The 21433-nt window shown below is 56.8% G+C and carries 18 protein-coding genes; 12 read left to right on the forward strand and 6 right to left on the reverse strand.

The window, feature by feature from the left end; genetic code table 11:
* Positions 1-5 precede the first annotated feature (5 nt).
* From CDH48_RS02100 to epmB, 3 genes are all read right to left on the reverse strand, one after another.
* Entirely contained in the window at positions 6-2090 is a 2085-nt protein-coding gene (locus CDH48_RS02100; RefSeq protein ID WP_100687034.1) for an EAL domain-containing response regulator, read from the reverse strand.
* Positions 2091-2283: 193 nt separating this feature from the next.
* Positions 2284-4092, reverse strand: a complete 1809-nt coding sequence (locus CDH48_RS02105; protein ID WP_100687035.1) for a GTPase — start codon at positions 4090-4092, stop codon at positions 2284-2286.
* Between the two features lie 225 nt (positions 4093-4317).
* On the reverse strand, positions 4318-5367 hold the full coding sequence (epmB, locus tag CDH48_RS02110) for an EF-P beta-lysylation protein EpmB (RefSeq protein ID WP_100687036.1): 1050 nt from the start codon (positions 5365-5367) through the stop codon (positions 4318-4320).
* A gap of 45 nt (positions 5368-5412) precedes the next feature.
* Between epmB and efp the strand changes: the two genes are divergently transcribed.
* Positions 5413-5988, forward strand: coding sequence for an elongation factor P (efp, locus tag CDH48_RS02115; RefSeq protein ID WP_100687037.1), 576 nt, complete (start codon positions 5413-5415; stop codon positions 5986-5988).
* 7 nt (positions 5989-5995) lie between these two features.
* Positions 5996-6964 carry an EF-P lysine aminoacylase EpmA gene (gene epmA / locus CDH48_RS02120; RefSeq protein WP_100687038.1) on the forward strand — a complete coding sequence of 323 codons (969 nt, stop codon included), beginning with the start codon at positions 5996-5998 and terminating at the stop codon, positions 6962-6964.
* 166 nt (positions 6965-7130) lie between these two features.
* Here epmA and asd read toward each other — a convergent pair whose 3' ends face one another.
* Positions 7131-7988: an archaetidylserine decarboxylase gene (gene asd, locus CDH48_RS02125; protein WP_100687039.1), complete on the reverse strand. Its 858-nt coding sequence runs from the start codon at positions 7986-7988 to the stop codon at positions 7131-7133.
* A 196-nt stretch (positions 7989-8184) separates the two neighbouring features.
* Between asd and motA the strand changes: the two genes are divergently transcribed.
* Positions 8185-9036, forward strand: coding sequence for a flagellar motor stator protein MotA (gene motA / locus CDH48_RS02130; RefSeq protein WP_100687040.1), 852 nt, complete (start codon positions 8185-8187; stop codon positions 9034-9036).
* 25 nt (positions 9037-9061) lie between these two features.
* On the forward strand, positions 9062-10021 hold the full coding sequence (motB, locus tag CDH48_RS02135) for a flagellar motor protein MotB (protein ID WP_100687041.1): 960 nt from the start codon (positions 9062-9064) through the stop codon (positions 10019-10021).
* 19 nt (positions 10022-10040) lie between these two features.
* Here the strand turns inward: motB and rsgA are convergent, their stop codons facing one another.
* A complete protein-coding gene (gene rsgA, locus CDH48_RS02140) occupies positions 10041-11096 on the reverse strand; it encodes a small ribosomal subunit biogenesis GTPase RsgA (RefSeq protein ID WP_100687042.1) in 1056 nt (351 codons plus the stop codon).
* A 323-nt stretch (positions 11097-11419) separates the two neighbouring features.
* Here rsgA and orn point away from each other — a divergent pair, with 323 nt between their 5' ends.
* On the forward strand, positions 11420-11962 hold the full coding sequence (orn, locus tag CDH48_RS02145) for an oligoribonuclease (RefSeq protein ID WP_100687043.1): 543 nt from the start codon (positions 11420-11422) through the stop codon (positions 11960-11962).
* Here orn and queG read toward each other — a convergent pair.
* Positions 11957-13036 (reverse strand): tRNA epoxyqueuosine(34) reductase QueG, encoded by a 1080-nt coding sequence (gene queG / locus CDH48_RS02150; RefSeq protein WP_100687210.1) that lies wholly within the window; start codon positions 13034-13036, stop codon positions 11957-11959. The genes orn and queG overlap by 6 nt on opposite strands.
* 147 nt (positions 13037-13183) lie before the next feature.
* On the opposite strand from queG, the gene CDH48_RS02155 reads away from it, so the two are divergent.
* The 7 genes from CDH48_RS02155 (at position 13184) to hflX (ending at position 21372) form a co-directional block, all read left to right on the forward strand.
* Positions 13184-14764, forward strand: a complete 1581-nt coding sequence (locus tag CDH48_RS02155; protein ID WP_100687044.1) for an NAD(P)H-hydrate dehydratase — start codon at positions 13184-13186, stop codon at positions 14762-14764.
* On the forward strand, positions 14761-15258 hold the full coding sequence (gene tsaE, locus CDH48_RS02160) for a tRNA (adenosine(37)-N6)-threonylcarbamoyltransferase complex ATPase subunit type 1 TsaE (protein ID WP_100687045.1): 498 nt from the start codon (positions 14761-14763) through the stop codon (positions 15256-15258). Before CDH48_RS02155 ends, tsaE begins: the two co-directional genes overlap by 4 nt.
* A gap of 56 nt (positions 15259-15314) precedes the next feature.
* Positions 15315-16652, forward strand: a complete 1338-nt coding sequence (locus tag CDH48_RS02165; RefSeq protein ID WP_227520890.1) for an N-acetylmuramoyl-L-alanine amidase — start codon at positions 15315-15317, stop codon at positions 16650-16652.
* Positions 16653-16685: 33 nt separating this feature from the next.
* Positions 16686-18602: a DNA mismatch repair endonuclease MutL gene (gene mutL / locus CDH48_RS02170; protein ID WP_100687047.1), complete on the forward strand. Its 1917-nt coding sequence runs from the start codon at positions 16686-16688 to the stop codon at positions 18600-18602.
* Between the two features lie 4 nt (positions 18603-18606).
* Entirely contained in the window at positions 18607-19671 is a 1065-nt protein-coding gene (gene miaA, locus CDH48_RS02175) for a tRNA (adenosine(37)-N6)-dimethylallyltransferase MiaA (protein WP_100687048.1), read from the forward strand.
* A gap of 34 nt (positions 19672-19705) precedes the next feature.
* Positions 19706-19957: an RNA chaperone Hfq gene (gene hfq / locus CDH48_RS02180; protein ID WP_100687049.1), complete on the forward strand. Its 252-nt coding sequence runs from the start codon at positions 19706-19708 to the stop codon at positions 19955-19957.
* Between the two features lie 116 nt (positions 19958-20073).
* The gene (hflX, locus tag CDH48_RS02185; protein ID WP_100687050.1) at positions 20074-21372 is read left to right on the forward strand and encodes a ribosome rescue GTPase HflX; all 1299 of its coding nucleotides are present in this window, start codon (positions 20074-20076) and stop codon (positions 21370-21372) included.
* Positions 21373-21433: the final 61 nt, after the last annotated feature.

A 21433-nucleotide genomic window follows, 5' to 3' on the forward strand; every position in this document is an offset into this window, starting at 1 on the left:
GGGCCTCAGCTATCGCCGAAGTCGTAGTTCATTTCCGGAACCGGCGCCTGGAGATAGTAGCCCTGTATGTAATTCACACCGGCCTGCCAGAGTGTGGCAAGAACACCGGCATTCTCCACCAGTGGAATAATGGTGAGTTTGCCGGCGCTTTGCAGGCTCTTCACCATTTCCTTTACCTGCTCTTTGGCTTCGTCGCTCTTCTGGATTTCCTCCGTAAAGGAACCGTCGATTTTCACGTAATCCGTATCGATATGCTTCAGGGTGTTGAACGGATTCAGCGCGCACCCAAACTGGGCAATAGACACCTTGCAGTGCAACTGGTGCAGGGCTTTGGTGAATTCCCTGGCCTGTTTCATGTAGTTGTTCGCGTCGCCTTCGCGGATCTGGAAAATCAGTGAATCACCGGGCAGGCGAGCAGCTTTCAGCGCGACACTGAGCCAGGGAGTAAAGGTTTTATCCTGCAACGTCTCTGCCGTTACGTTCAGGAACATGCGGGTATCGTTGCCTCGGGAGCGGTGGCTGGAAAGCTGTTTTATGGTCTGCAGAATCACCCAGCGGTCGATCTTGATGGCGGTATCGCTCGGCCCCATGGGTGGCAGGAAGTCGTAGGGTGAGACTTCTTTGTCATCTTTATCGAGCATTCTTACGAAGGCTTCGTAATGCTCTTCACCCTCGCCCCGGAGGTTTATGATGGGCTGGAAGAGAAGCCGGAACCGGTTCTCATCCAGGGCCTTCAGTATTGCCTCGATGGAATTGCTTTCATCCAGTGTTTCGTAGTCCGCCGGATTATAAACACGGACACTGTTACCCTGGGAATGCCCCTCCAGCTTGCGGACCTCCGAAGAAGCAACGTGTGCCCGGGCCAGAAGCTCTTCCGCTTTCGGCGAGTTTTCAGTAATGGCTGCAATGCCGATACTGACTGTCAGTGGAACGGTACGGCCATTGATATCAAACAGGTATTCATCCACCGCTTTGCGGATTTGCTCACACCGGCTGGCCATGGATTTTTCATCGCAGGGCAGGCACATCAAGCCGAATGCGTCATCGCTGAGGCGCGCCAGCATCAGCTCATCTCCGGCCTCCTTTTTCAGCAGGCTTGCCAGGTCGCCCAACAGCAGATCCGCGCCGGCAATGCCCACCTGGCCCTTCATGGCCATAAAGTTGTCGAGAGCAACATAGGCCAGAACACCGGTCTGATTATTTCTGCCGGCCCTGGCGATCGCCTGTTCGAGCTCTTTCATCAGGTATTGGCGGTTATAGAGACCAGTAAGGAGGTCCTGGCTGCTGATCTCGCGAAGTTTCTCTTCCAGTTCTGCGTCGCCATGCTCCGGCTGAAGCACAATCTGGGTGCAGGCTTCGCCGTCGTAGGTGGCAGCGGATACCGACATGGTTACGTTCAGCTCATGGCCATCACTGCGCCTGGCAGTGCAGTTCATGGTCATGCCATCTTCACCTTTCTCGGCAAAGGTCTTCATAAAGGCTTTGTAGTCGTTCTGGCTTTCCGCAGTGAGGGTGTCCAGAACAGGAATGCAGATCAGGTCATCTATGTCGTCGTAACCAAGAAACTCCATGTAAGACTGGTTTGCATAGATATGCATGCCGTCATTGATGTAGGCAATGGCGTCTTTGGAGCTTTCCAGCAGCAACTGGCACCGCTGTTCTGCTTCGCGCAGATGGGACTCCAGCGCCCGTCGCCGGCGGCGATCCTCAAGCGCGGCAAGCTCACGTTTCACCTTGAGAATCAGTAGATCACTATGTTCGAATTGCACGGTTCCCTGTGCCCCGGCTTTCATGACAGCCACGGTTCTTTCCCGGCTTTCTGTCTCTGTCAGGAACAGGCAGGGGATGTCTTTGTCCATGCGACGAATCATGGCCAGGGCTGCATCCGCGGTAAATTCCTGTTCCACGTCGCGAGCCAGCAGCAGGTCCCAGTTGTTGTTTTTTAGCGCCTCTTCCAGGTCTTCTTCGGAGGTTATGCGGTGTGCCCGTGTGGCTTTGCCCGCGTTCCTCAGAAGGCTTATCAGGGATTCGGCATCATTCTGTGAGGGGTCGAGAATCAGGAGGTGTACGGTCGCGTTCTGTTTCTGCATTCCTAAGGCTTCTCGTCATACAGGTTGGCTGGGCCGGCCACAGCAAAGCTGCGCTCTGCATTGAATACAGTATGCTGCAGAAAACCGTGAGCAAGAACTGCAGGACCGGACTGTCACTAACGCTGAATGATGCAGGGGTTGAAGACTAATAACAAGTCTCCGGAGTTTTAACGCGGTACCCCGCAGGAGGTGGTTACAGAGACGGCCATAAGGAATCGAATTCGTCCTCACTGGCCCTGGATGACGATGAGGCATCGGTGCTCGACGCGGTTACGGCATTCTTCTGCAGTTTCAGCTCAAACTGGCTGATGCTGCCGGTGGAGGACACTTTTTTCGTAAGCTGGCCCTGCTCTTCGCGGCCATCGTACAACATGGAAACCCGGCTTCCGGGCTGGAAGGGCAGCCGCGGCGTAATCAGGGTCGCGGCCTGGTTGACAACACTGATCTCGGGAAGCAGGAGGCCCCGCAGATATTCGCTGCTGTTTCCAACTTTCTGGATCAGGCGTACACCACAGGGGGAGCCGCTGGGGGCCAATAGTTCGATGCCAATCTGGGTTCCCTGGTTGCGGATTTGCCGGATCCACCGAACCACAGCAACACTCCAGGGGTGTGAGCGATGTTCCCGCACTCCAAGCAATTCACCTGCCTGCATCGAAGGAGGGACGCTTGCCTCCCATGACACGCAATAACCACCCGGACTGGTGTTTACCAGTTGTGCATAGTGGGATCTGGGGCGGTTTTTACCGTTTGTTGATGCGGGTGTGTTTCCGAAGCTGCCACGAAAGTTGATTGGCGTGTCTGCAGCATGCAGGCGCTCGTCACTTGGCGCCACATCATGGGCGCTGGCCCAGGCATCTTTACGCTCCCGGGAAGACCGGATAAAAACGTTATCCTCTTCCTCCGGGCCATTGTCGTTGCCGGTTACAAACTCGGTGAAAGATTTTTCCCCGGCAATGAAATAGTGCGCGGCGGTGAGCCCGACACAGATCTCCAGTGTGCCCTGGCTGGCAATCCGGTTGAAATTCCTTTTGGCCAGAATGCCAAGGGCCTGGCTCAGGTGGGTGAGCAGGGTCTCATTGACGTTGCCGGGTATTTTCAGTGTTTCCGGCGCTGGTTGCTGGCGAAGCCTTGCATCCAGGTACTCGGAGACCAGGGACGCCAGGTCTCTGGTGTCAAATCCAAAGCTCTCTTCACCCGGCTTTTGCTCCAGAAGACTTCTGTAAACCGGAGAGTTGTCCCGCTCCAGGTTAACCACAAACAGGCTGTCGTCACCGATATCAGGGCCGCAGCGGGTGTGCTGCGTCCAGGATTCAAAAAGCTCGTAGGCCTGAAGCAGTTCTGACTGCCGTAACTGGTTTGGTCTTGCGCAGCCGAGAAGCAAAAGCCGTTTGTAGCTGTCTGCGACCGTGCTTGCCTGTCTTTGTTTGAGGGTGTTGTCCTCTATGGCCACACCGGACAGCTTATTGCGGTGCGCAAACCGGAACATGCGGTGACATTCCAGCCAGCTCTGGGCCGGGCTCGGGCAATAGAGCTGATGCGAGCGCAGAATGGTCAGGGCAAGTTCAGATGTGGCCCGATGCACGGCCATGGCAATCATCTTGCGGTTTTTATCCAGCCCTCCGTCGTCCAGTGCCTCCAGAATGCACAATTTGTAGCCGCTGGCCAGGTGCAGCTGGAGTGCCTGGGACAGATTGGCGATTTTGCGCTGTTTTTCCGGCAAGGCAACTGCCAGCCCGAGATAATGCCGTGATAGCTCACCACAAACGAAGTGAATCTTCTCTCTGATCAGTTCAAGAAACTGCAGGCGGTACTGGGGCGCAAGAAACAGGTGGTTGAGTTCAATAATCGCATGATAGAGCTGGCGCGACACTTCACCGATATTGGCCATGGGAAGCTGGTTGATCCAGGCCCTGAATGCTTTGGGTGTGGTATCGCAGAACGACAGGCTTGCCGTTTTCTGTTCGGGAACCCTGAGCTCTGGTTTGAGGATCATGCCTTCCATTAAAATGCGCCAATATCAAGACAAGGTGGGTATTACGGAACTTCCTGCACCGAGCAGTGAAAAGATGCTGAACGCCAGTCGATCAGGAAAAGTCCGCAAATACATATTTTTACAAAATAGACGTTACTGGAATTTAAAAACGCAAACCAGTGCACGAAAGCCAAAAATTCATCTATTGACAATGTTTGACATGTAAAAGCGGGCCAGATTTGCTCCAGTCTTTTTTTACCGGCCCCCTGCAAACAGGTCGATGGGCGTTTTCGCCGGCTCTCCCGGCACTTCGCGAACCAGTCGCGGCACCAGGAATCCCGGCAGCCGGGTCAGTAATTCACGAACAAGCAACCGGGCTTCCTCGTCCGTGACATCGAAATGCTGAGCACCTGCGACAGGATCAAATGCGTGCAGGTAGTAGGGGAGAACCCCGGCATCAAACATTACCTCACTCAACTCTTCCAGCACATCGGCATCATCATTGACCCCGCGGAGAATCACGCTTTGATTCAAAAGCGTGACGCCCGCTGACCGGAGATAACCCAGAGCCCGACGGGTTGGCAGGTCGATTTCCGCAGGGTGGTTGATGTGTAAAACCATCACAACCTGTGCCGGTGTCTCGCTGATCCATTTCAGCAGTGCGTCACACACACGCTGCGGAATCACCACCGGAAGCCGGGTGTGCAGGCGTATGCGCCGGATGTGCGGAATGCTGCTGATGGCCGAAGACCACTGGGAGAGCAACTGGTCATTAACCGCCAATGGGTCACCGCCACTGAAAATCACCTCATTGAGTTCAGGGCTTTCGGAAAGCGTATCCAACACCTTTCGCCGGTCTGCAGGGCTCAGGCGCTGTTCATCGTAGGGGAAGTGGCGGCGAAAGCAGTAGCGACAGTTGATGGCGCACTGGCCGGTCACCATCAGCAGGGCGCGACTGCGGTACTTGCGGATAAGGCCCGTAGTCTGGATAGCGCTGTCTTCCTGCAGCGGGTCGGTAACAAAACCCTTCGCTGTGTTCGACTCCAGGTCCACAGGAAGTACCTGTCGCAGCAACGGGTCTGCCGGGTTTCCATACTCCATTCGCGCCAGAAAAGGTTCAGGTACTCTTACCGGAAATAAGCGGTGTCCCGCCCTGGCTCCTGTCAGCCAGCGTGCAGCTGGCAGCCCCAGGCGTGTCAGCAATTCTTCCGGACAGGTAATCGAGTCGGAAAGCAGTTGCTGCCAGTTCCGGTTATCATCGCCCGAAAGCCGGACTTCTATACTGGCAGGGGTTCGCTGTATCATAGCGGCCTTTAAATTTTAAACAGTCTTTTGGCAGGTGGGCATTTCATGGCTTCATATTCTACCAACGAATTCCGCGGCGGTCTTAAAGTATTACTGGATGGCGATCCCTGTATTATTCTCGAGAACGAAATCGTAAAGCCCGGCAAAGGTCAGGCGTTCAACCGGGTCAAGCTGCGCAACCTGATGACCAACCGGGTATGGGAACGCACCTTCAAGTCCGGTGAAAGTCTTGAAGCGGCAGACGTAATGGACCACGACATGGAATACCTCTACACCGACGGGGAATTCTGGCACTTCATGCTGACCGATGGTTCTTTCGAGCAATACGCAGCAGACGCAAAAGCGGTGGGTGACACCGTTAAGTGGCTGAAAGAGCAGGATGTATACACTGTCACTTTGTATAACGGCGCGCCCCTGACAGTCACTCCGCCAAATTTTGTGGAACTGGAAGTGGTGGAAACCGACCCGGGCATGAAAGGTGACACAGCCCAGGGCGGTTCCAAACCGGCAACCCTGTCTACCGGCGCCGTGGTAAACGTGCCCCTGTTCATCACCATCGGCGAGGTCGTCAAAGTGGATACCCGCTCCGGTGAATATATGAACCGGGTGAAAAACAACTGATCTCCCTATGAAAAACCAGCCTGACTGGCAGCCTACTGCCTCCCGGGCAGCCCTGAAAAGCCGCGCACAGCAATCAGCCTTTGTGCGCGGCTTTTTTGCACAACGCAATGTGCTGGAGGTGGAAACCCCGGTGCTCGGCCGCTGCGGCGTCACCGAACCCAACCTCGACGGTATATCCGCACAAATAGATGCCCGGGGCATCAAGGGGGGCTGGTTGCAAACCTCCCCGGAATACCACATGAAGCGCCTGCTGGCGGCGGGATCCGGCTCCATCTACCAGATCTCGAAAGTCTTCCGAAACGGTGAACGCGGCAGCCGCCACAACCCCGAGTTTTCCATGCTGGAGTGGTATCGCACAGGCTTTGACGACACCGCCCTGATGGAAGAAGTCGCAGACCTGGCGTGCGGCTGGCTGCAATGCCCCCGGCCAAAGACGACAAGCTACCGCCAGGCAATGATCACCTGGGCCGGCATCGACCCCTTTGCGGTAACCGAAAACGACCTGCGCCAACGCTGCAGAGAGTGGCTCGAACCCGAACAACTGCAAGACCTCAGTCGCGACGGCTGCCTGGACTTGCTGATGAGCTTCGCCGTTGAACCCAACCTGGGCACCGAAACGCCGGTGTTCATCACCCAATACCCGGCCTCCCAGGCCTCGCTGGCCAGAATCTCCAGCGTCGACGGCTTCGACGTAGCTCACCGCTTTGAGCTCTACATAGATGGCTTAGAATTGTGCAACGGCTACTGGGAGCTCACTAATCCGGACGAACAGCGCGCCCGTTTCGAAGCCGACAACCGTTTGCGGAAAGCCGCCGGAAAACCCGAAATGGAGATAGATGAGGCCTTTCTGGCGGCTCTCGAAGAAGGTTTACCTGAATGTTCAGGCGTGGCTTTAGGGCTTGATCGTTTGTTAATGCTCAAGACGGGCACGCGCGACATCTCGGATGTGCTGGCATTCCCGTTAGAGCGAGCGTGAAGGCCACACAAAAGCTACGGGGCATTGCCGGGAACCCCACTCCAAAACCCTGCGGAGCCAGGGATGGCGGAGCGGAGCGTACAGGGACGTATTTACAGCGTGTTTTGGAGTGGGGTTCCCGGCAATGCCGGACTCAAGATAGTGCCTTAAGAGAGTCCGAATGCAATCAAGCCTCAACTCGCCCAAATGCCTCACCCATACGAACCCGCTTCCCCGCTACCTGCCCGGCATTCCAGCTAACACTGCCCCTGGGCATAACCATCACCACAGTAGAGCCCAGCCGGAACCGTCCCATCTCCTCACCTTTGGCAAACGAAACCGCACTCTCACCTTCATAAGTAAACGCCGTTATGCCACCGCTTTGGGGCGCCACAACCCCCGCCCAGGTGGTCTCAACACTGCCGACAATCATCGCACCCACAAGAACCAGCGCCATAGGCCCGGCCGCAGTGTCGAAAATACACACAACACGCTCATTGCGAGCAAACAGATTAGGCACATTCTCCACAGTGACCGGATTGACCGAAAACAGCTTGCCCGGCACATAAATCATCTCCCGGAGCGTGCCCGCCAAAGGCATATGGATGCGATGATAATCCTTGGGGGAAAGGTAGATGGTAGAAAACTCGCCGTCCCTGAACACCCTGGCCCGATCCTTGTTACCCCCGAGCAGCTCGACCAGACTGAACGACTGGCCCTTGGCCTGAAAAACCCGACCTCCGGCAACCTGCCCCAGCTGGCTTATCGCACCGTCTACCGGGCTGACAAAAGTATCATCGCCCTCAGCAACAGGACGAATGCCGGGCCTCAGCGACCGGGTAAAGAACGCGTTAAAGCTGGAATAGGCGGTTGGATCCGGTTCTGCGGCCTCACTCATATCCACGCCATAGCGCTTGATGAACCACTTGATGATCCGGTTTTTGAGCTCGGGGTTGCGGTCATTGTCTGCCAGGCGACCAGCCATACGGGAAACCGCAAGCTGCGGAGTAAGGTACTGGCTCAGAATGAACAGCTTGTCGAACATTAATCGGGATCCTCGGTGCTCAAAGGCGCGAAGTTTATCAAATAGTTCTGCAGGAGTGTTGCCGAAAGTAGTGAATGTATAGAAATTGTTTCATCGCTTCGCGGAAATGCAGTAGCTTGCTATGATCAGAGCAGAAAAAACGCGATTATGACAGGCACCAACCGAAAACCTTGATATAAAGGCCCGCATTCTTCCCATGCTACTTATTATTGGCGCAATTATTGTTATTGCCAGCGTGCTTGGTGGCTATATGCTCCATGGCGGCAATCTGCTGGTTTTATGGCAACCAACCGAATTGCTTATCATTCTTGGCGCTGCCGTTGGTGCTTTTATAATTGCCAACCCGCTTCATACCGTGAAAGAAGTGTTTTCCGGTGTCATGCGCCTGCTTACTGGCTCACCTTTCAACAAATCCTACTATATGGACCTGCTGAGCCTGCTGTACGAAATCTTTGATAAATCCCGGAAACAGGGCGTCATGTCCATAGAAGAAGATATAGATAATCCGGAAGCCAGCGAGATTTTCAGCCGCTATCCGGCAGTCATGAAATCAAAAGAGTTGCTTGCCTTTATTACCGATTATCTGAGGATTATCAGCGCCGGCAATATGGCTACCCATGAGCTGGAAGGCATGATGGAGAACGAAATTGACAGCCGCCAGCGCGAACTTGAAGAACCTGCCCATGCTGTGAATAAAATTGCCGATGCCTTGCCGGGGTTGGGCATCGTGGCCGCTGTGCTGGGCATTGTTATTACCATGAACTTCCTCACCGAAGGGCCTGAACGCATTGGTTTGAGCGTGGCAGCGGCGCTGGTGGGAACCTTCCTGGGTATCTGGATGGGGTATGGCTTCGTGGGCCCGACATCCATTGCCCTGGAACACGCAGCGAAATACGAACTTAAAGCTTACGAATGCGTCAAATCCGCCATCGTTGCGACAGTTTCCGGGCAGGCGCCCCAGATGGCCATCGAGTTCGGTCGCAAAGCGCTGCCTACGGACAAACGCCCTGGCTTTCAGGAACTGAACGACCATGTGCGTGGCAAATAGCGCAATCTGAGCCCGGAGTGAGCCCGTGGAACAGCAACCCATAATCATCAAGCGAAAAAAAGTGGTTGCCGCAGGCCATCATGGTGGCTCGTGGAAGGTGGCTTTTGCAGACTTCGCCACCGCGATGATGGCGTTCTTTCTGGTGCTCTGGCTGACGGCAACCGCCTCTCCGGAGCAGAAGAAGGCGGTGGAGGGTTATTTTCGCGACCCGGTGGGTTTTACCGAGGGCGGATCTCCCAATCCAGTAGATCTCGAGGGCAGTGCCTCGGTCATCAACCAGGCCAGCCCGGATGTTGAATCCAGCGATATTTCGCTCAGTGAAAACGTGGTGGACAGCCTCTCGGAAACTCTCGAACAGCGCCGCATGGAAGAACTGTTTCAGGAGCTCAAACAGCGCATTGAAGAGAACGAAACCCTGCAGGAGTTCAAAGACCAGCTGTTGATCGACATTACAAACGAGGGGCTGCGAATCCAGATCGTGGATCGCTCCGGTCGCCCCATGTTCGATAGCGGCAAGGCCGAGCTGAAATACTATTCCCAGGAAATCCTGTTCGAACTGGCAAAAACTCTCGGAGCCGTCGATAACAAGCTCAGCATCACCGGCCATACCGACGCCACCCCTTTCGGCGGGCGCCCCGGTTACACCAACTGGGAGCTGTCCGCAGATCGTGCCAATACCGCCCGCCGGGCTCTGGTGGCCGGTGGTGTGCGTCCCCAGCAGATTGCACGAGTGGTGGGGCTGAGCGATTCTGTACTGTTTAATCAAGACGAGCCCACGGCGCCGGTAAACCGCCGCATAGCCATAATCGTACTCAACAAAAAAACCGTAAGCAGCATTCACAGCAGCGCCAGTGCCAAAGGTGCGCCCCTGATCGATCTCACTGCCCCTTCGGAGGAAGAGCAAAAGAAAGCGATGGAAAAGCTGGAAAGTGGTGAATGGCTGGAGGAGAAAAAGACGCCTGCCCCGGGCGAGCTGGACTGGTAGATCTCCCGGCAATAACGTATCAGTCGACTTTCAGGCCCCGGGACTGCTGTTCCGCCATGTCCTGAAGTATCCGGTGAAAACTGCGCCGCCGCTCAGGGCTGAGCTTGCCCGACTCCACGGCCGCATCAATGGCACACCCCGGGTCCCCCATGTGCCGGCAGTTTCGGAACTTGCAGTAGCCCATCACCTCACGAATCTCGCGAAACCCGTACTCGATTTCCTGTGGCGTCATATGCCACAGACCGAACTCCCGGATACCTGGTGAATCAATTAGATCGCCGCCCATCGGCAAGTGGAACAGCTTGGCCGTTGTGGTGGTGTGCACCCCCTTGCCGGTGCTTTCAGAAACCGCACCCACACGAATCGCCTCATCCGGCATCAGGGTTTGAATAATTGATGACTTGCCAACCCCCGACTGACCCACAAAGGCACTGGTCTTGCCCTTCACCAGGGCCTCAACCTCCGGCGAAGGCCCGCCATCGAACTGCACCGCAGACGTGCGAACAATTTCATAACCCAGGGCCGCATAACGCGCCAGCAGCGCATCAATCTGCTCCCGGTTGTCATCCGTGATCAGATCCGTCTTATTCAGCAGAATCACCGCGGGAATATCCGTAACCTCGGAGGCCACCAGATACCGGTCAATGAGATTGTCGTGGGGCTCCGGCTCCGGCGCGATCACCAGAATTATATGATCAATATTCGCTGCAACCGGTTTCACCGCCCCGAAGTTATCTGGCCGCTGCAGCAGATTTTTACGTTCGCAGCGGGCCACAATCACCCCTGTCTCATTCTTGCCCGGTCGCCAGATAACCCGGTCACCTGTTACTAGGCTGTCGATATTCGCCCGAACAAAGCAGCGCACAACCTCACCCTTGTGTTCACCCTCCAGCGCTTCCACATCCAGCTGCTGCCCATAGTGGGCAATAATCAACCCTTCCTGCTCGGGCCCCAGCTCGCCGGCCTCCGCCTGCGCCTGCACGGCCTTCTCTTTACGAGCTGCCCGGGCTGCACGTTCCTCCTGAATCTTCTTGATCCGGAATTGCTGTTGCTTGTTCAGTTGCCGTTTTGCCATAGGGTCTCAGTTAACACGGATGTAAGTGGTGTGGTTGCTGTGCCATCATACTTTAATAAGCTTTGTGCGGCTTTAATCCAGCCGACTAACAGAAAACATATCACCGAATTTCCAAGCAGGGCAGCGTCTTGTGCCTGTAAGTCTGCTTGAGCCATACGGGATATATCACGGAATGTTGAAGTGGAGTGGTCGCTGGCTTTCCGGGAATGCCGGCGGCCATGGATGGCCGACGACAAGCGCACATGGATGTGCTCGTAGCGGTTCCCGGAAAGCCAGCGACCACTCCACCTACTCCAAAGCCCGAGAATTAAGAGGAAAAAAGAATGTCAGCAGGCACCCACCTGGTATGGATTGATCTGGAAATGACCGGCCTTGACCCGGAAAAAGAACGCATCATCGAAATGGCCACCATCATCACCGATTCCGAGCTGAATCTGATCGCCGAAGGCCCCGTCATCGCCATCCACCAACCCGACAGCCTGCTCGACGCCATGGACGAATGGTGCACCCGGACTCACGGCGAAAGCGGCCTCACCAACCGTGTGCGCGAAAGCAAAATTTCAGAAGCCGAAGCCGAGCAAAAAACCCTGGCCTTCCTCAAACAGTACCTGGAAAAAGGCCAGTCCCCCCTGTGCGGCAACAGCATCGGCCAGGACCGCCGCTTCCTCGTGAAATACATGCCCGAGCTTGAAGACTTCTTCCACTACCGCAACCTGGACGTCTCCACCGTCAAGGAACTGGCCCGCCGCTGGCGACCGGACGTACTCGAAGGCGTTAAAAAACAGGGCAGCCACCTGGCCCTGGATGACATCCGCGATTCCATTAACGAACTGCGCCACTACCGGGAACACTTCTTCAAACTATAAACCGTGCCGGGCCAAAGCCCATCGGACATGCTCGCGGACCATCTCTGAGGGATAGTCCGCGCGCTGCTTCAGAGCCTCAATCACCGGAATGGTTGAAGGCGCATTGCCCAGTCCAACCGCCAGATTGCGCAACCATCCCTCGTAACCTGTTCGGCGAATAGCCGAACCCTCCGTGCGCTTCAGAAACTGCTCTTCCGTCCACAAAAACAGCTCCGCCAGCGAACTGTTGTTCAGGCCGTGCCTGGGCTGGAAGTCGTCTTCACGGGTCGGCTTCTGAAACTTCTGCCAGGGGCACACAAGCTGGCAATCGTCACAACCAAAAACCCGGTTGCCCATTAACGGGCGCAATTCCTCCGGAATACTGCCTTTAAGTTCAATAGTGAGATAGCTGATGCAGCGCCGGGCGTCCAGTTCATGGGGGCCCACAAAAGCGTCTGTAGGGCACATGTCCAGGCAGGCAGAGCAACTGCCGCAATGGTCGGTTGCAAAAGCGGAGTCTACCGGCAAAGGCGCACTGGTGAATATTTCACCCAGAAAAAAGAAGGATCCCGCCTTCGGATGTATCAGCATGTTGTTCTTGCCGATCCAGCCCAGCCCAGCCCGCTGCGCGAGCGCTCGCTCCAGCACCGGAGCACTGTCCACAAAAGCCCGGTGATCATAGCCGCTCACCACATCGTCAATCTTCTTTGCCAGGGTGGCCAGCCGCTTCCGCATCAGCTTGTGATAGTCACGGCCAAGAGCGTAGCGGGTAATATAGGCGTTTTCCCGGTTAGTAAGCGCTTCTTTCGGGCTGTCCGGTGTTGGCATGTAATCCATGCGTACAGAGATGACGCGGGTCGTGCCGGGCACCAGGGATGTCGGCGTGTAGCGCTTGTCCCCGTGATGGCCCATATACTCCATCTCCCCCTGGTAGCCCTTGTCGAGCCAGTCTTGCAGGTGCCTGGCATGCTCACCGGTATCTGCCCTGGTGATGCCCGCATCCGAAAACCCGAGTTCTTTGGCCCATTGCCGGATAAGTGCAGGCAAATCAGCCAGTTCGGGTGTTGGAAAAATGTCTGTTTCAGTGGTGCTCATAAGTACCGTTAATGTGCCCGCCATGCCGGAGCCGGGGGTACAGATATTTAATTTGATTAAGTTATGACCTTTTCCATGGTTTTGCTATGCTTTACAGATAGCTGGCCAATTTTCTTAAACCGGTTTCTGTAACGGGAGCAAAGGCTCATGCCACAGCACGCTGGAGGCAGTTTATCAGATGCGCTGTTTTCCGCCGATTCTGTACGCCGCATAGATCAATATGTGATCGAAAAACAGGGCGTTGATGGTTTTGACCTCATGCAATCCGCAGCGCGGGCGGCATTTCGCCGGTTGCTGGTTCGCTGGCCCGGTGTCGAGCCCTTGCTGGTTCTCTGTGGGGCTGGGAATAACGGTGGTGACGGCTATCTGGTGGCAGCCAATGCTGTACGGCATGGATTGACCGTGCACTGTGTTGCCGTTGCGCCGGTGGAAAAGTTAACCGGTGATGCCCGCAAGGCCTGGCAGAAGGCCATTGCGAATGGCGTTGAAGTGCGGCAACTGGAAGACATCGACGAGCCGGAGCTGGCTTCCCTGTTCGAAGCCGCCGGGCTGATTGTTGATGCCATGCTCGGTACCGGCGTGTCGGGTGCACCCAGAGAGCCGTTTGCAGGCCTGATTGTGCGGTGCAACAACTCAGGGCTTCCGGTACTCGCCGTTGATCTGCCCTCCGGGCTGAATGCCACCACCGGCGCTGTGGAAGGTGACGTGGTGCAGGCAACCATGACGGTTACCTTTATAGGCCGCAAGGTTGGCCTGTACACCGGCCAGGGAGTGGCAGTGTGTGGCGATGTTATTTTTGAATCGCTGAAGGCTGAAACCGGTGTTGCCGGGAGTGGCGAAAACCCCGTCGCAAGGTTACAGCACTGGCAGGCTGTCCGGAACTGGTTGCCAGCCAGGCCAGCTAACGCCCATAAAGGGCGGTTCGGCCATGTTCTGATTGTAGCCGGCGACCGCGGATTCGGCGGCGCCGGCTTGCTGGCGGCAGAAGCGGCTGTGCGCTCCGGCGCCGGCCTGGTTTCACTGGCAACCCGGCCCGAACATGTCACTGCCGCTTTGGCACGGTGCCCGTCGGTGATGGTTCACGGCCTGATTCATGGCTCGGAATTACCGGCCTTGCTTGCGGCGGCAACCGTGGTCGTGTGCGGCCCTGGTCTGGGGCAGAGTTCCTGGGGGCAACAGATGTTGCAGCAGGTGGTCGAAAGCGGAAAACCCCGTGTGCTCGATGCCGATGCTCTGAACCTGTTGTCATCCCGTGTGGTGACGCCTGCCAGCAACCAGGTGCTGACGCCGCACCCGGGTGAAGCCGCAAGGCTGCTGGGTTGCCCGGTGCCGGAAGTGGAAGCGGATCGCATTTCCGCAGCCCGCAAATTGCAGTCCCGTTATGGCGGCGTGGTGTTGCTCAAGGGTGCCGGAACGATTATCGCCTCCCGCCCCGAAACTGTGGATATTGCCGGTGGCAGTAATCCGGGCATGGCGACCGGAGGCATGGGAGATGTGCTTTCCGGGATTATCGGTGCGCTTTATGCACAAATGCCGGATTGCACACGGGGTGCGGAAACGCCGGCCCGTGCCGCGATCCTCGGGGCGGTAGTGCATCTTGAGGCTGCCCGCAGAGCGTCTGCAAGCAAAGGGTATATGGGTCTGATACCTACTGATGTGATTGATGCATTACCACAGGTTTTCCGGGAGTCAGAGCCCGCCAGTAACAGCAGCGGGGAGGAGATATGAGCATTTTCGGGAACGAACGCAGGCTGTTTCTGGATACCGAAGCCGAGACAGAGAAGCTGGGCGGTGAGTTGGCGCGTCTGGCAAAGGAATCGGGCAAGGGCCTGACTGTTTTTCTCGAAGGTGAACTCGGGATGGGAAAAACCACACTCAGCCGGGGGATTGTCCAGGGTCTGGGGCATGCAGGGGCGGTGAAGAGCCCCACGTATACTCTGGTTGAACCATACGAGGATCTGGAGCCGCCCGTGTATCACTTTGATTTGTACAGGCTGGGCGACCCTGAAGAGCTGGAATATATGGGGATCAGGGATTACTTCAATGGCGAGAGCGTCTGTCTTGTTGAATGGCCTGAGCGTGGCGAAGGGCTGTTGCCTGAGCCGGATCTTGAAATTCATCTGGAGCCTCAGGGTGAGGGGCGCTCAGTAGTTGTCAGGGCCCGTACTGAACTGGGCGCATCGCTGTTGAACGAACTGGAACTGGTCGGGCCGGATCACTAACGGGCGGGCCGGCACGGGATAAACAGGCAATCGGTATGACAAAACGGAAGCTGGCAATGAAAATAACATCAGCCCTGGTGTCTGTGTGGTTACTCCTGGCTGCTTTGCCGGTGCTGGCCGGGACCCAGGTGGAGGGCGTCCGTATCTGGCCAGCCCCGGATCACACCCGCCTGGTACTGGATACCAAGGACAAGGTTGATCACAACATGTTCGCACTGAGTAATCCCTCGCGCCTGGTGATCGATCTTAAAAATACCCGGCTACGAGCAGATTTCGACAAGCTCGACCTGTCTGGCAGCCCGGTTCGCCGTATTCGCAGTGCACCCCGTAATGGCACGGATTTGAGAGTTGTTCTGGACCTCGCCAGCGACATCAAGCCCCGGAGTTTTCAGCTCGAACCGAATCAGCAGTATGGGCACCGCCTGGTGGTGGATCTGATTGATGAGAGTGGCAGTCGCCTGGAAAAGGCAACCAGGCCAACGGTAACCCACGATTCTAGCGGCAAGCGCGATGTCATTGTGGTTATTGATGCGGGCCACGGCGGTGAGGACCCGGGTGCTATAGGCCCCCGTGGAACCCGGGAAAAAGATGTGGTGCTGAAAATGGCACACATCCTTGCGGATTTGATTAATAAACAGCCAGGGTACACTGCCAAGCTCACGCGCACCGGAGATTACTACATCGGCTTGAGAAATCGCACCATTCTGGCTCGCAAGTACAATGCAGATCTGTTTGTATCTGTGCATGCCGATGCGTTCCGTACACCTCAGCCCAAAGGTGCCTCGGTGTTCGCGCTTTCCCAGCGCGGCGCCACCAGTGAGACCGCGCGCTGGCTGGCACAGAGTGAAAATCGTTCTGACCTTATCGGTGGCACCGGCGGCGTATCCCTGGACGGGCGGGATGACATGCTTGCAGGCGTGTTGCTCGATTTGTCCATGACAGCCAGCATCAATGCCAGTCTGGGCGTGGGCAGTTCTGTGCTGGGCAAGCTCGACGGTGTGGCTCGTCTGCACAAGCCCGGCGTTGAGCAGGCGGCATTTGCCGTGCTCAAGTCTCCGGATATCCCCTCGATTCTTGTGGAGGCAGGTTTTATCTCCAACCCGCAGGAAGAAAAGAACCTGGCTACCGACTGGTATCGCCGAAAGCTGGCGGGTGCCATCATGAGCGGCATTGATGAGTATTTCCGCAAAACGCCTCCGCCTGGCACTCTGCTGGCGTGGCAAAAACAGAATCAGGATGGCAACCGTGTAAGCCAGTACAAGGTGCGCAGTGGCGATACGCTGTCGGCCGTGGCTCGGGAAAACCAGACCACCGTAAGCGAATTGATGCAGTTTAACGGCCTGAGGGATGACCGTGTTATGGTAGGGCAAACGATTCGAATTCCCTCATCCTGATTATCGTTACTGAACAAGAGGTAGCCCCGAAACATGCCCTCCATCCGATTGCTCTCGCCGCGGCTGGCAAACCAGATTGCCGCGGGCGAGGTGGTTGAGCGCCCTGCATCCGTTGTCAAGGAACTGGTTGAAAACGCGCTCGATGCCGGCGCAGACCGTGTAGATGTTGAAGTGGAGCAGGGCGGTGTAAAACTGATCCGGGTGCGTGACGACGGCAGTGGTATTGCCGAGGATGACTTGCCGCTGGCGCTCAGCCGCCATGCCACCAGTAAAATATCCAGCCTCGACGATCTCGAATCCGTAGCGTCACTCGGATTCCGGGGTGAAGCGCTGGCCAGTATCAGCTCTGTATCGCGCCTTACCCTTACATCCCGCACCGACCAGCAGGAGGCCGCTTCCCGGGTGGAAGTGGAAGGCCGTGATATGGACGCGCGAATCTCCCCGGCGGCGCACCCGGTAGGCACCACCGTGGAAGTTCGTGATCTGTTTTTTAATACTCCCGCCCGGCGCAAGTTCCTGCGCACCGAAAAAACCGAATTCAATCATGTGGAAGAATGCGTGCGACGTCAGGCGCTGAGCCGGTTTAATGCGGGTTTTACCCTGCGCCACAATCAGCGTGTTGTTCAGAATCTCCGGCCGGCGCAGTCCGCACTGGACAGGGAGCGTCGCATTGGCGCCCTGTGTGGCCAGAAATTCGTAGATAATGCGGTGGTCATTGATGCGGAAGCCACAGGTTTGCGTCTTTGGGGGTGGGTAGCCCTGCCCACCTTTTCACGCAGCCAGGCTGATCTGCAGTATTTCTTTGTCAATGGCCGGGTTATCCGTGATCGGCTGGTTGCCCATGCTGTGCGTCAGGCCTTCCGCGATGTGTTGTACAACAACCGTCATCCGGCGTTCGTACTCTACCTTGAAGTCGACCCCGCCACAGTGGATGTGAACGTACACCCCACCAAGCACGAAGTGCGCTTCCGGGATGGCCGGCTGGTGCATGACTTTATTTTCCGCACCTTGCACAAAGCGCTGGCGGATGTGCGGCCAGACGATCATTTTCGGGGTGCAATGGCCCAGTCCTTCGGCGGGGAGGTCGCGGGGCAGGTGGAGGCCCCGGCTGATGCAGCCACACAATCCCAACCGCAAGCCTGGAGCAGCCAGTCGCATGCACCTTCGTTTGGCGGTCAGGCTGGAACAAGGGGGGTCGGAGGGCAGGCAGCACCCCGGCAGGAGTGGCGGGCCAGTGACCAGATGGCGTTTTACCGGTCCCTGGGGGGCGGTGGTGTCAGTGCCGGGCAAGAGCCGGTTTCGTTTGACGGCGGCGCCGCAAGGCCCTCCACCGCCGCAGACCTGCCAGCAGGAGGAGATACAGACGAGCCGCCACTGGGTTATGCCATTGCCCAGTTGCACGGTATATATGTCCTGGCCCAAAGCACCGCCGGCATGATTGTTGTGGACATGCACGCCGCCCACGAGCGCATCACCTATGAACGGATGAAGCGCGCGCTGGCGGAACAGGACCTCAAGAGCCAGCCGTTGCTGGTGCCCCTGTCCCTTGCCGTCAGCCAGAAAGAAGCAGCGCTGGCGGAAACCCATGGAGAAGAGTTGCAACAGCTAGGATTGCAGATTGAACGTATCGGGCCGGAGACCCTGGCGGTCAGGCAGGTGCCCGCATTACTCAGGGGCGCGGATACCGAACAGCTGGTGCGGGATGTACTGTCTGATCTGATTGAGCACGGCCAGAGCGACCGGGTAGAGGCTGTTACCCATGAGCTTCTGGGCACTATGGCGTGCCATGGTTCGGTGCGGGCAAATCGCCAGTTGACCATACCCGAAATGAACTCCTTGTTGCGGGACATGGAAGCCACGGAACGCAGCGGCCAGTGTAACCATGGGCGCCCAACCTGGACGCTGGTTACACTGGCGGAGCTGGATAAACTGTTTTTGCGAGGGCGCTAGGCTCATGCCCCGGACATCGAACGCCCCGGACACCCCTGATAAGCAGGCCGGGCCGCCAGCCATCTTCCTTATGGGGCCGACCGCCTCCGGCAAGACCGATCTGGCCATGGCACTTTGCGCGCGTCTGCCTTGCGACATCATCAGTGTGGATTCGGCCATGATCTACCGTGGCATGGATATTGGCACGGCCAAACCCACGGCGGACGAACTGGCGCGTGCTCCCCACCGGCTGATTGATATTTGCGATCCGGCGGAAATCTATTCGGCTGCGGATTTTCGCCGGGATGCCTTGATTGAAATGGATCGTATATCCCGTGCGGGTCGCATTCCGCTGCTGGTGGGCGGAACCATGATGTACTTCAAGGCGCTGTTGCATGGTATGTCCGGGCTACCCGCTGCCAGCCCCGGGCTGCGCAGGACTCTGGAAGCCGAGGCCGACAGTCTTGGCTGGAAAGCCCTGCACGATGAGCTGCAGGCGGTTGACCCGGTGGCGGCAAAACTGATCCACCCCAATAACCGCCAGCGCCTGTTGCGGGCGCTGGAAGTCGTGCGCCTGACCGGTCGGCCGATCTCGTCTTTCTGGGAGGCGAAAGATAATCCCTCGCCCCTGCAAGACACAGGCCGTGGGAGCATTGAGGATTACACGTATTTTACCCAATGGCAGGCAGACGAAACAGCATCCCTTCCGTATACTGTCACGCAGCTTGCCATGGCGCCTCCGGAGAGACGGGTGCTCCATGAAAGGATACATCAGCGCTTTATAAATATGCTGGAAGCAGGGTTTCTGGATGAAGTGCGGGCTCTGATGGCCAGAGGTGATCTGCACCCGGATCTCCCTTCCATGCGTTGTGTCGGTTATCGCCAGGCCTGGAGTTATCTGGCCGGTGCCGATGATTATGACGTATTTGTAAGCAAAGGCGTTGCGGCCACTCGTCAGCTGGCCAAACGGCAGCTCACATGGCTTCGCAAGTGGTCCGGCTTGAACTGGCTGAACAGCGAAGACGGGTTTATCGTTGACGCAGCCTTGAAAAAAGTCAGACTTCGCACCACATTTAGCTCTGAATACTGACGATTTGCATTTACTAATAAACAGGAGAACACACATGTCAAAAGGGCACTCGTTACAAGACCCTTACCTTAATGCCTTACGCAAGGAACGCATCCCGGTTTCCATCTTTCTGGTTAACGGCATCAAACTGCAAGGGCAGGTAGAGTCTTTTGACCAATTTGTGATTTTGCTGAAAAACACGGTCAGCCAGATGGTATACAAGCACGCAATCTCCACCGTAGTGCCTGCCCGGAATGTACGCATTCCACAGCAGAACCCGGCTGGTGAAGGTGAAGCCGAAGACTGATTGGCCCGGGTTTCCGGTATTGCCACCCGCGTTCCCGACGAACCTCTGGGTTCTGCCGGTCGCGGGTGTTTGTTTTTATGACGTTTACAAGCCAACTATAGTGGAGTTGATGCCCATTGTTTGATCGCCCGGATGTAGGTGAGCGAGCGATACTCGTCCACATCGATTTTTCCGCTCACGACGGCTCTGAAGATCCGGATGAGTTCCGGGAGCTGGTGGCCTCTGCCGGCGTTGAAGCTGTTGGAACGATCACCGGATCCCGCAAGCAACCCAGCCCCAGGTTGTTCGTAGGGGAAGGAAAGCTGGAAGAAATCCGCGATGCGGTAATCCTGCACGAAGCTGATGTTGTCCTGTTCAATCATGCTCTCAGCCCCAGCCAGGAACGCAATATTGAGCGTGAGCTCAAGTGTCGCGTGCTGGATCGTACCGGCGTTATACTGGATATCTTTGCGCAGCGTGCACGCACACACGAAGGCAAACTGCAGGTGGAGCTGGCCCAGCTTGATCACATGTCAACCCGCCTTGTGCGAGGCTGGACACACCTTGAGCGCCAGAAAGGCGGTATTGGCCTGCGTGGCCCCGGTGAAACCCAGCTGGAAACCGACCGCCGGCTGCTGCGGGAGCGCATCAAATCCATCCACAAGCGGCTTGAAAAGGTTCGCAGGCAGCGTAACCAGGGGCGCCGTGCACGCAAGCGAGCCGACATTCCCACAATATCGCTGGTGGGTTATACCAACGCTGGCAAATCCACCTTATTCAACCGAATGACCACATCTTCCGTATATGCTGCAGACCAGCTCTTTGCAACGCTGGACCCTACGCTGAGGCGCCTGGAACTTCCGGACATCGGGCCGGTCGTAATGGCGGATACCGTAGGCTTTATCCGGCATCTGCCGCACAAGCTGGTTGAGGCCTTCCGGGCAACCCTGGAAGAGACCACGGAAGCGACTCTTCTGCTACACATTGTTGACAGCCACGACAGCCGTCGCGATGAAAACATGGAGCAGGTTGAAAGCGTACTGGCCGAAATCGGAGCCGATGAGATACCGGTGCTGCAGGTGTTCAACAAAATAGACCTGCTGGACAATTTTGCACCACGGGTTGAGCGTAACGAAGATGGATTGCCGGTGCGGGCCTGGGTCTCGGCGGTTACGGGAGAGGGGCTGGATGGCCTTTACGATGCCATCGTCGAGCGGCTGGCGGAAGATGTTGTACACTACTTTGTTCTGCTCGGGCCTGCTGACGGCAAGCTACGAGCGCTCCTGCACGAGGCGGGCTCGGTGCTCAGCGAAGAGCATCGTGAAACCGGAGAAACAATTCTTGAAACCCGGTTGCAGCGCCGGGACTGGCTTCAGCTCCTGAGCCGTGCCGGCATGAGTGAAGAAACGGTGCGCCTGGAAGCCGGGCACGCCTGAAACCACAGCAGCTATTGCCGGGGCGATGATAAATCCCTAGTATTTGCAGCCATTCGACAAG

The sequence above is a fragment of the Marinobacter aromaticivorans genome, from assembly GCF_002806975.1.
Lineage (GTDB): Bacteria > Pseudomonadota > Gammaproteobacteria > Pseudomonadales > Oleiphilaceae > Marinobacter > Marinobacter aromaticivorans.

Excerpts from the sequence above, each read along its gene's own strand:
- CDH48_RS02100 (WP_100687034.1), bottom strand. The coding sequence starts at position 2,090 with ATGCAGAAACAGAACGCGACCGTACACCTCCTGATTCTCGACCCCTCA.
- CDH48_RS02105 (WP_100687035.1), bottom strand. The coding sequence starts at position 4,092 with ATGGAAGGCATGATCCTCAAACCAGAGCTCAGGGTTCCCGAACAGAAA.
- epmB (WP_100687036.1), bottom strand. The coding sequence starts at position 5,367 with ATGATACAGCGAACCCCTGCCAGTATAGAAGTCCGGCTTTCGGGCGAT.
- efp (WP_100687037.1), top strand. The coding sequence starts at position 5,413 with ATGGCTTCATATTCTACCAACGAATTCCGCGGCGGTCTTAAAGTATTA.
- epmA (WP_100687038.1), top strand. The coding sequence starts at position 5,996 with ATGAAAAACCAGCCTGACTGGCAGCCTACTGCCTCCCGGGCAGCCCTG.
- asd (WP_100687039.1), bottom strand. The coding sequence starts at position 7,988 with ATGTTCGACAAGCTGTTCATTCTGAGCCAGTACCTTACTCCGCAGCTT.
- motA (WP_100687040.1), top strand. The coding sequence starts at position 8,185 with ATGCTACTTATTATTGGCGCAATTATTGTTATTGCCAGCGTGCTTGGT.
- rsgA (WP_100687042.1), bottom strand. The coding sequence starts at position 11,096 with ATGGCAAAACGGCAACTGAACAAGCAACAGCAATTCCGGATCAAGAAG.
- orn (WP_100687043.1), top strand. The coding sequence starts at position 11,420 with ATGTCAGCAGGCACCCACCTGGTATGGATTGATCTGGAAATGACCGGC.
- queG (WP_100687210.1), bottom strand. The coding sequence starts at position 13,036 with ATGAGCACCACTGAAACAGACATTTTTCCAACACCCGAACTGGCTGAT.
- CDH48_RS02155 (WP_100687044.1), top strand. The coding sequence starts at position 13,184 with ATGCCACAGCACGCTGGAGGCAGTTTATCAGATGCGCTGTTTTCCGCC.
- tsaE (WP_100687045.1), top strand. The coding sequence starts at position 14,761 with ATGAGCATTTTCGGGAACGAACGCAGGCTGTTTCTGGATACCGAAGCC.
- CDH48_RS02165 (WP_227520890.1), top strand. The coding sequence starts at position 15,315 with ATGAAAATAACATCAGCCCTGGTGTCTGTGTGGTTACTCCTGGCTGCT.
- mutL (WP_100687047.1), top strand. The coding sequence starts at position 16,686 with ATGCCCTCCATCCGATTGCTCTCGCCGCGGCTGGCAAACCAGATTGCC.
- miaA (WP_100687048.1), top strand. The coding sequence starts at position 18,607 with ATGCCCCGGACATCGAACGCCCCGGACACCCCTGATAAGCAGGCCGGG.
- hfq (WP_100687049.1), top strand. The coding sequence starts at position 19,706 with ATGTCAAAAGGGCACTCGTTACAAGACCCTTACCTTAATGCCTTACGC.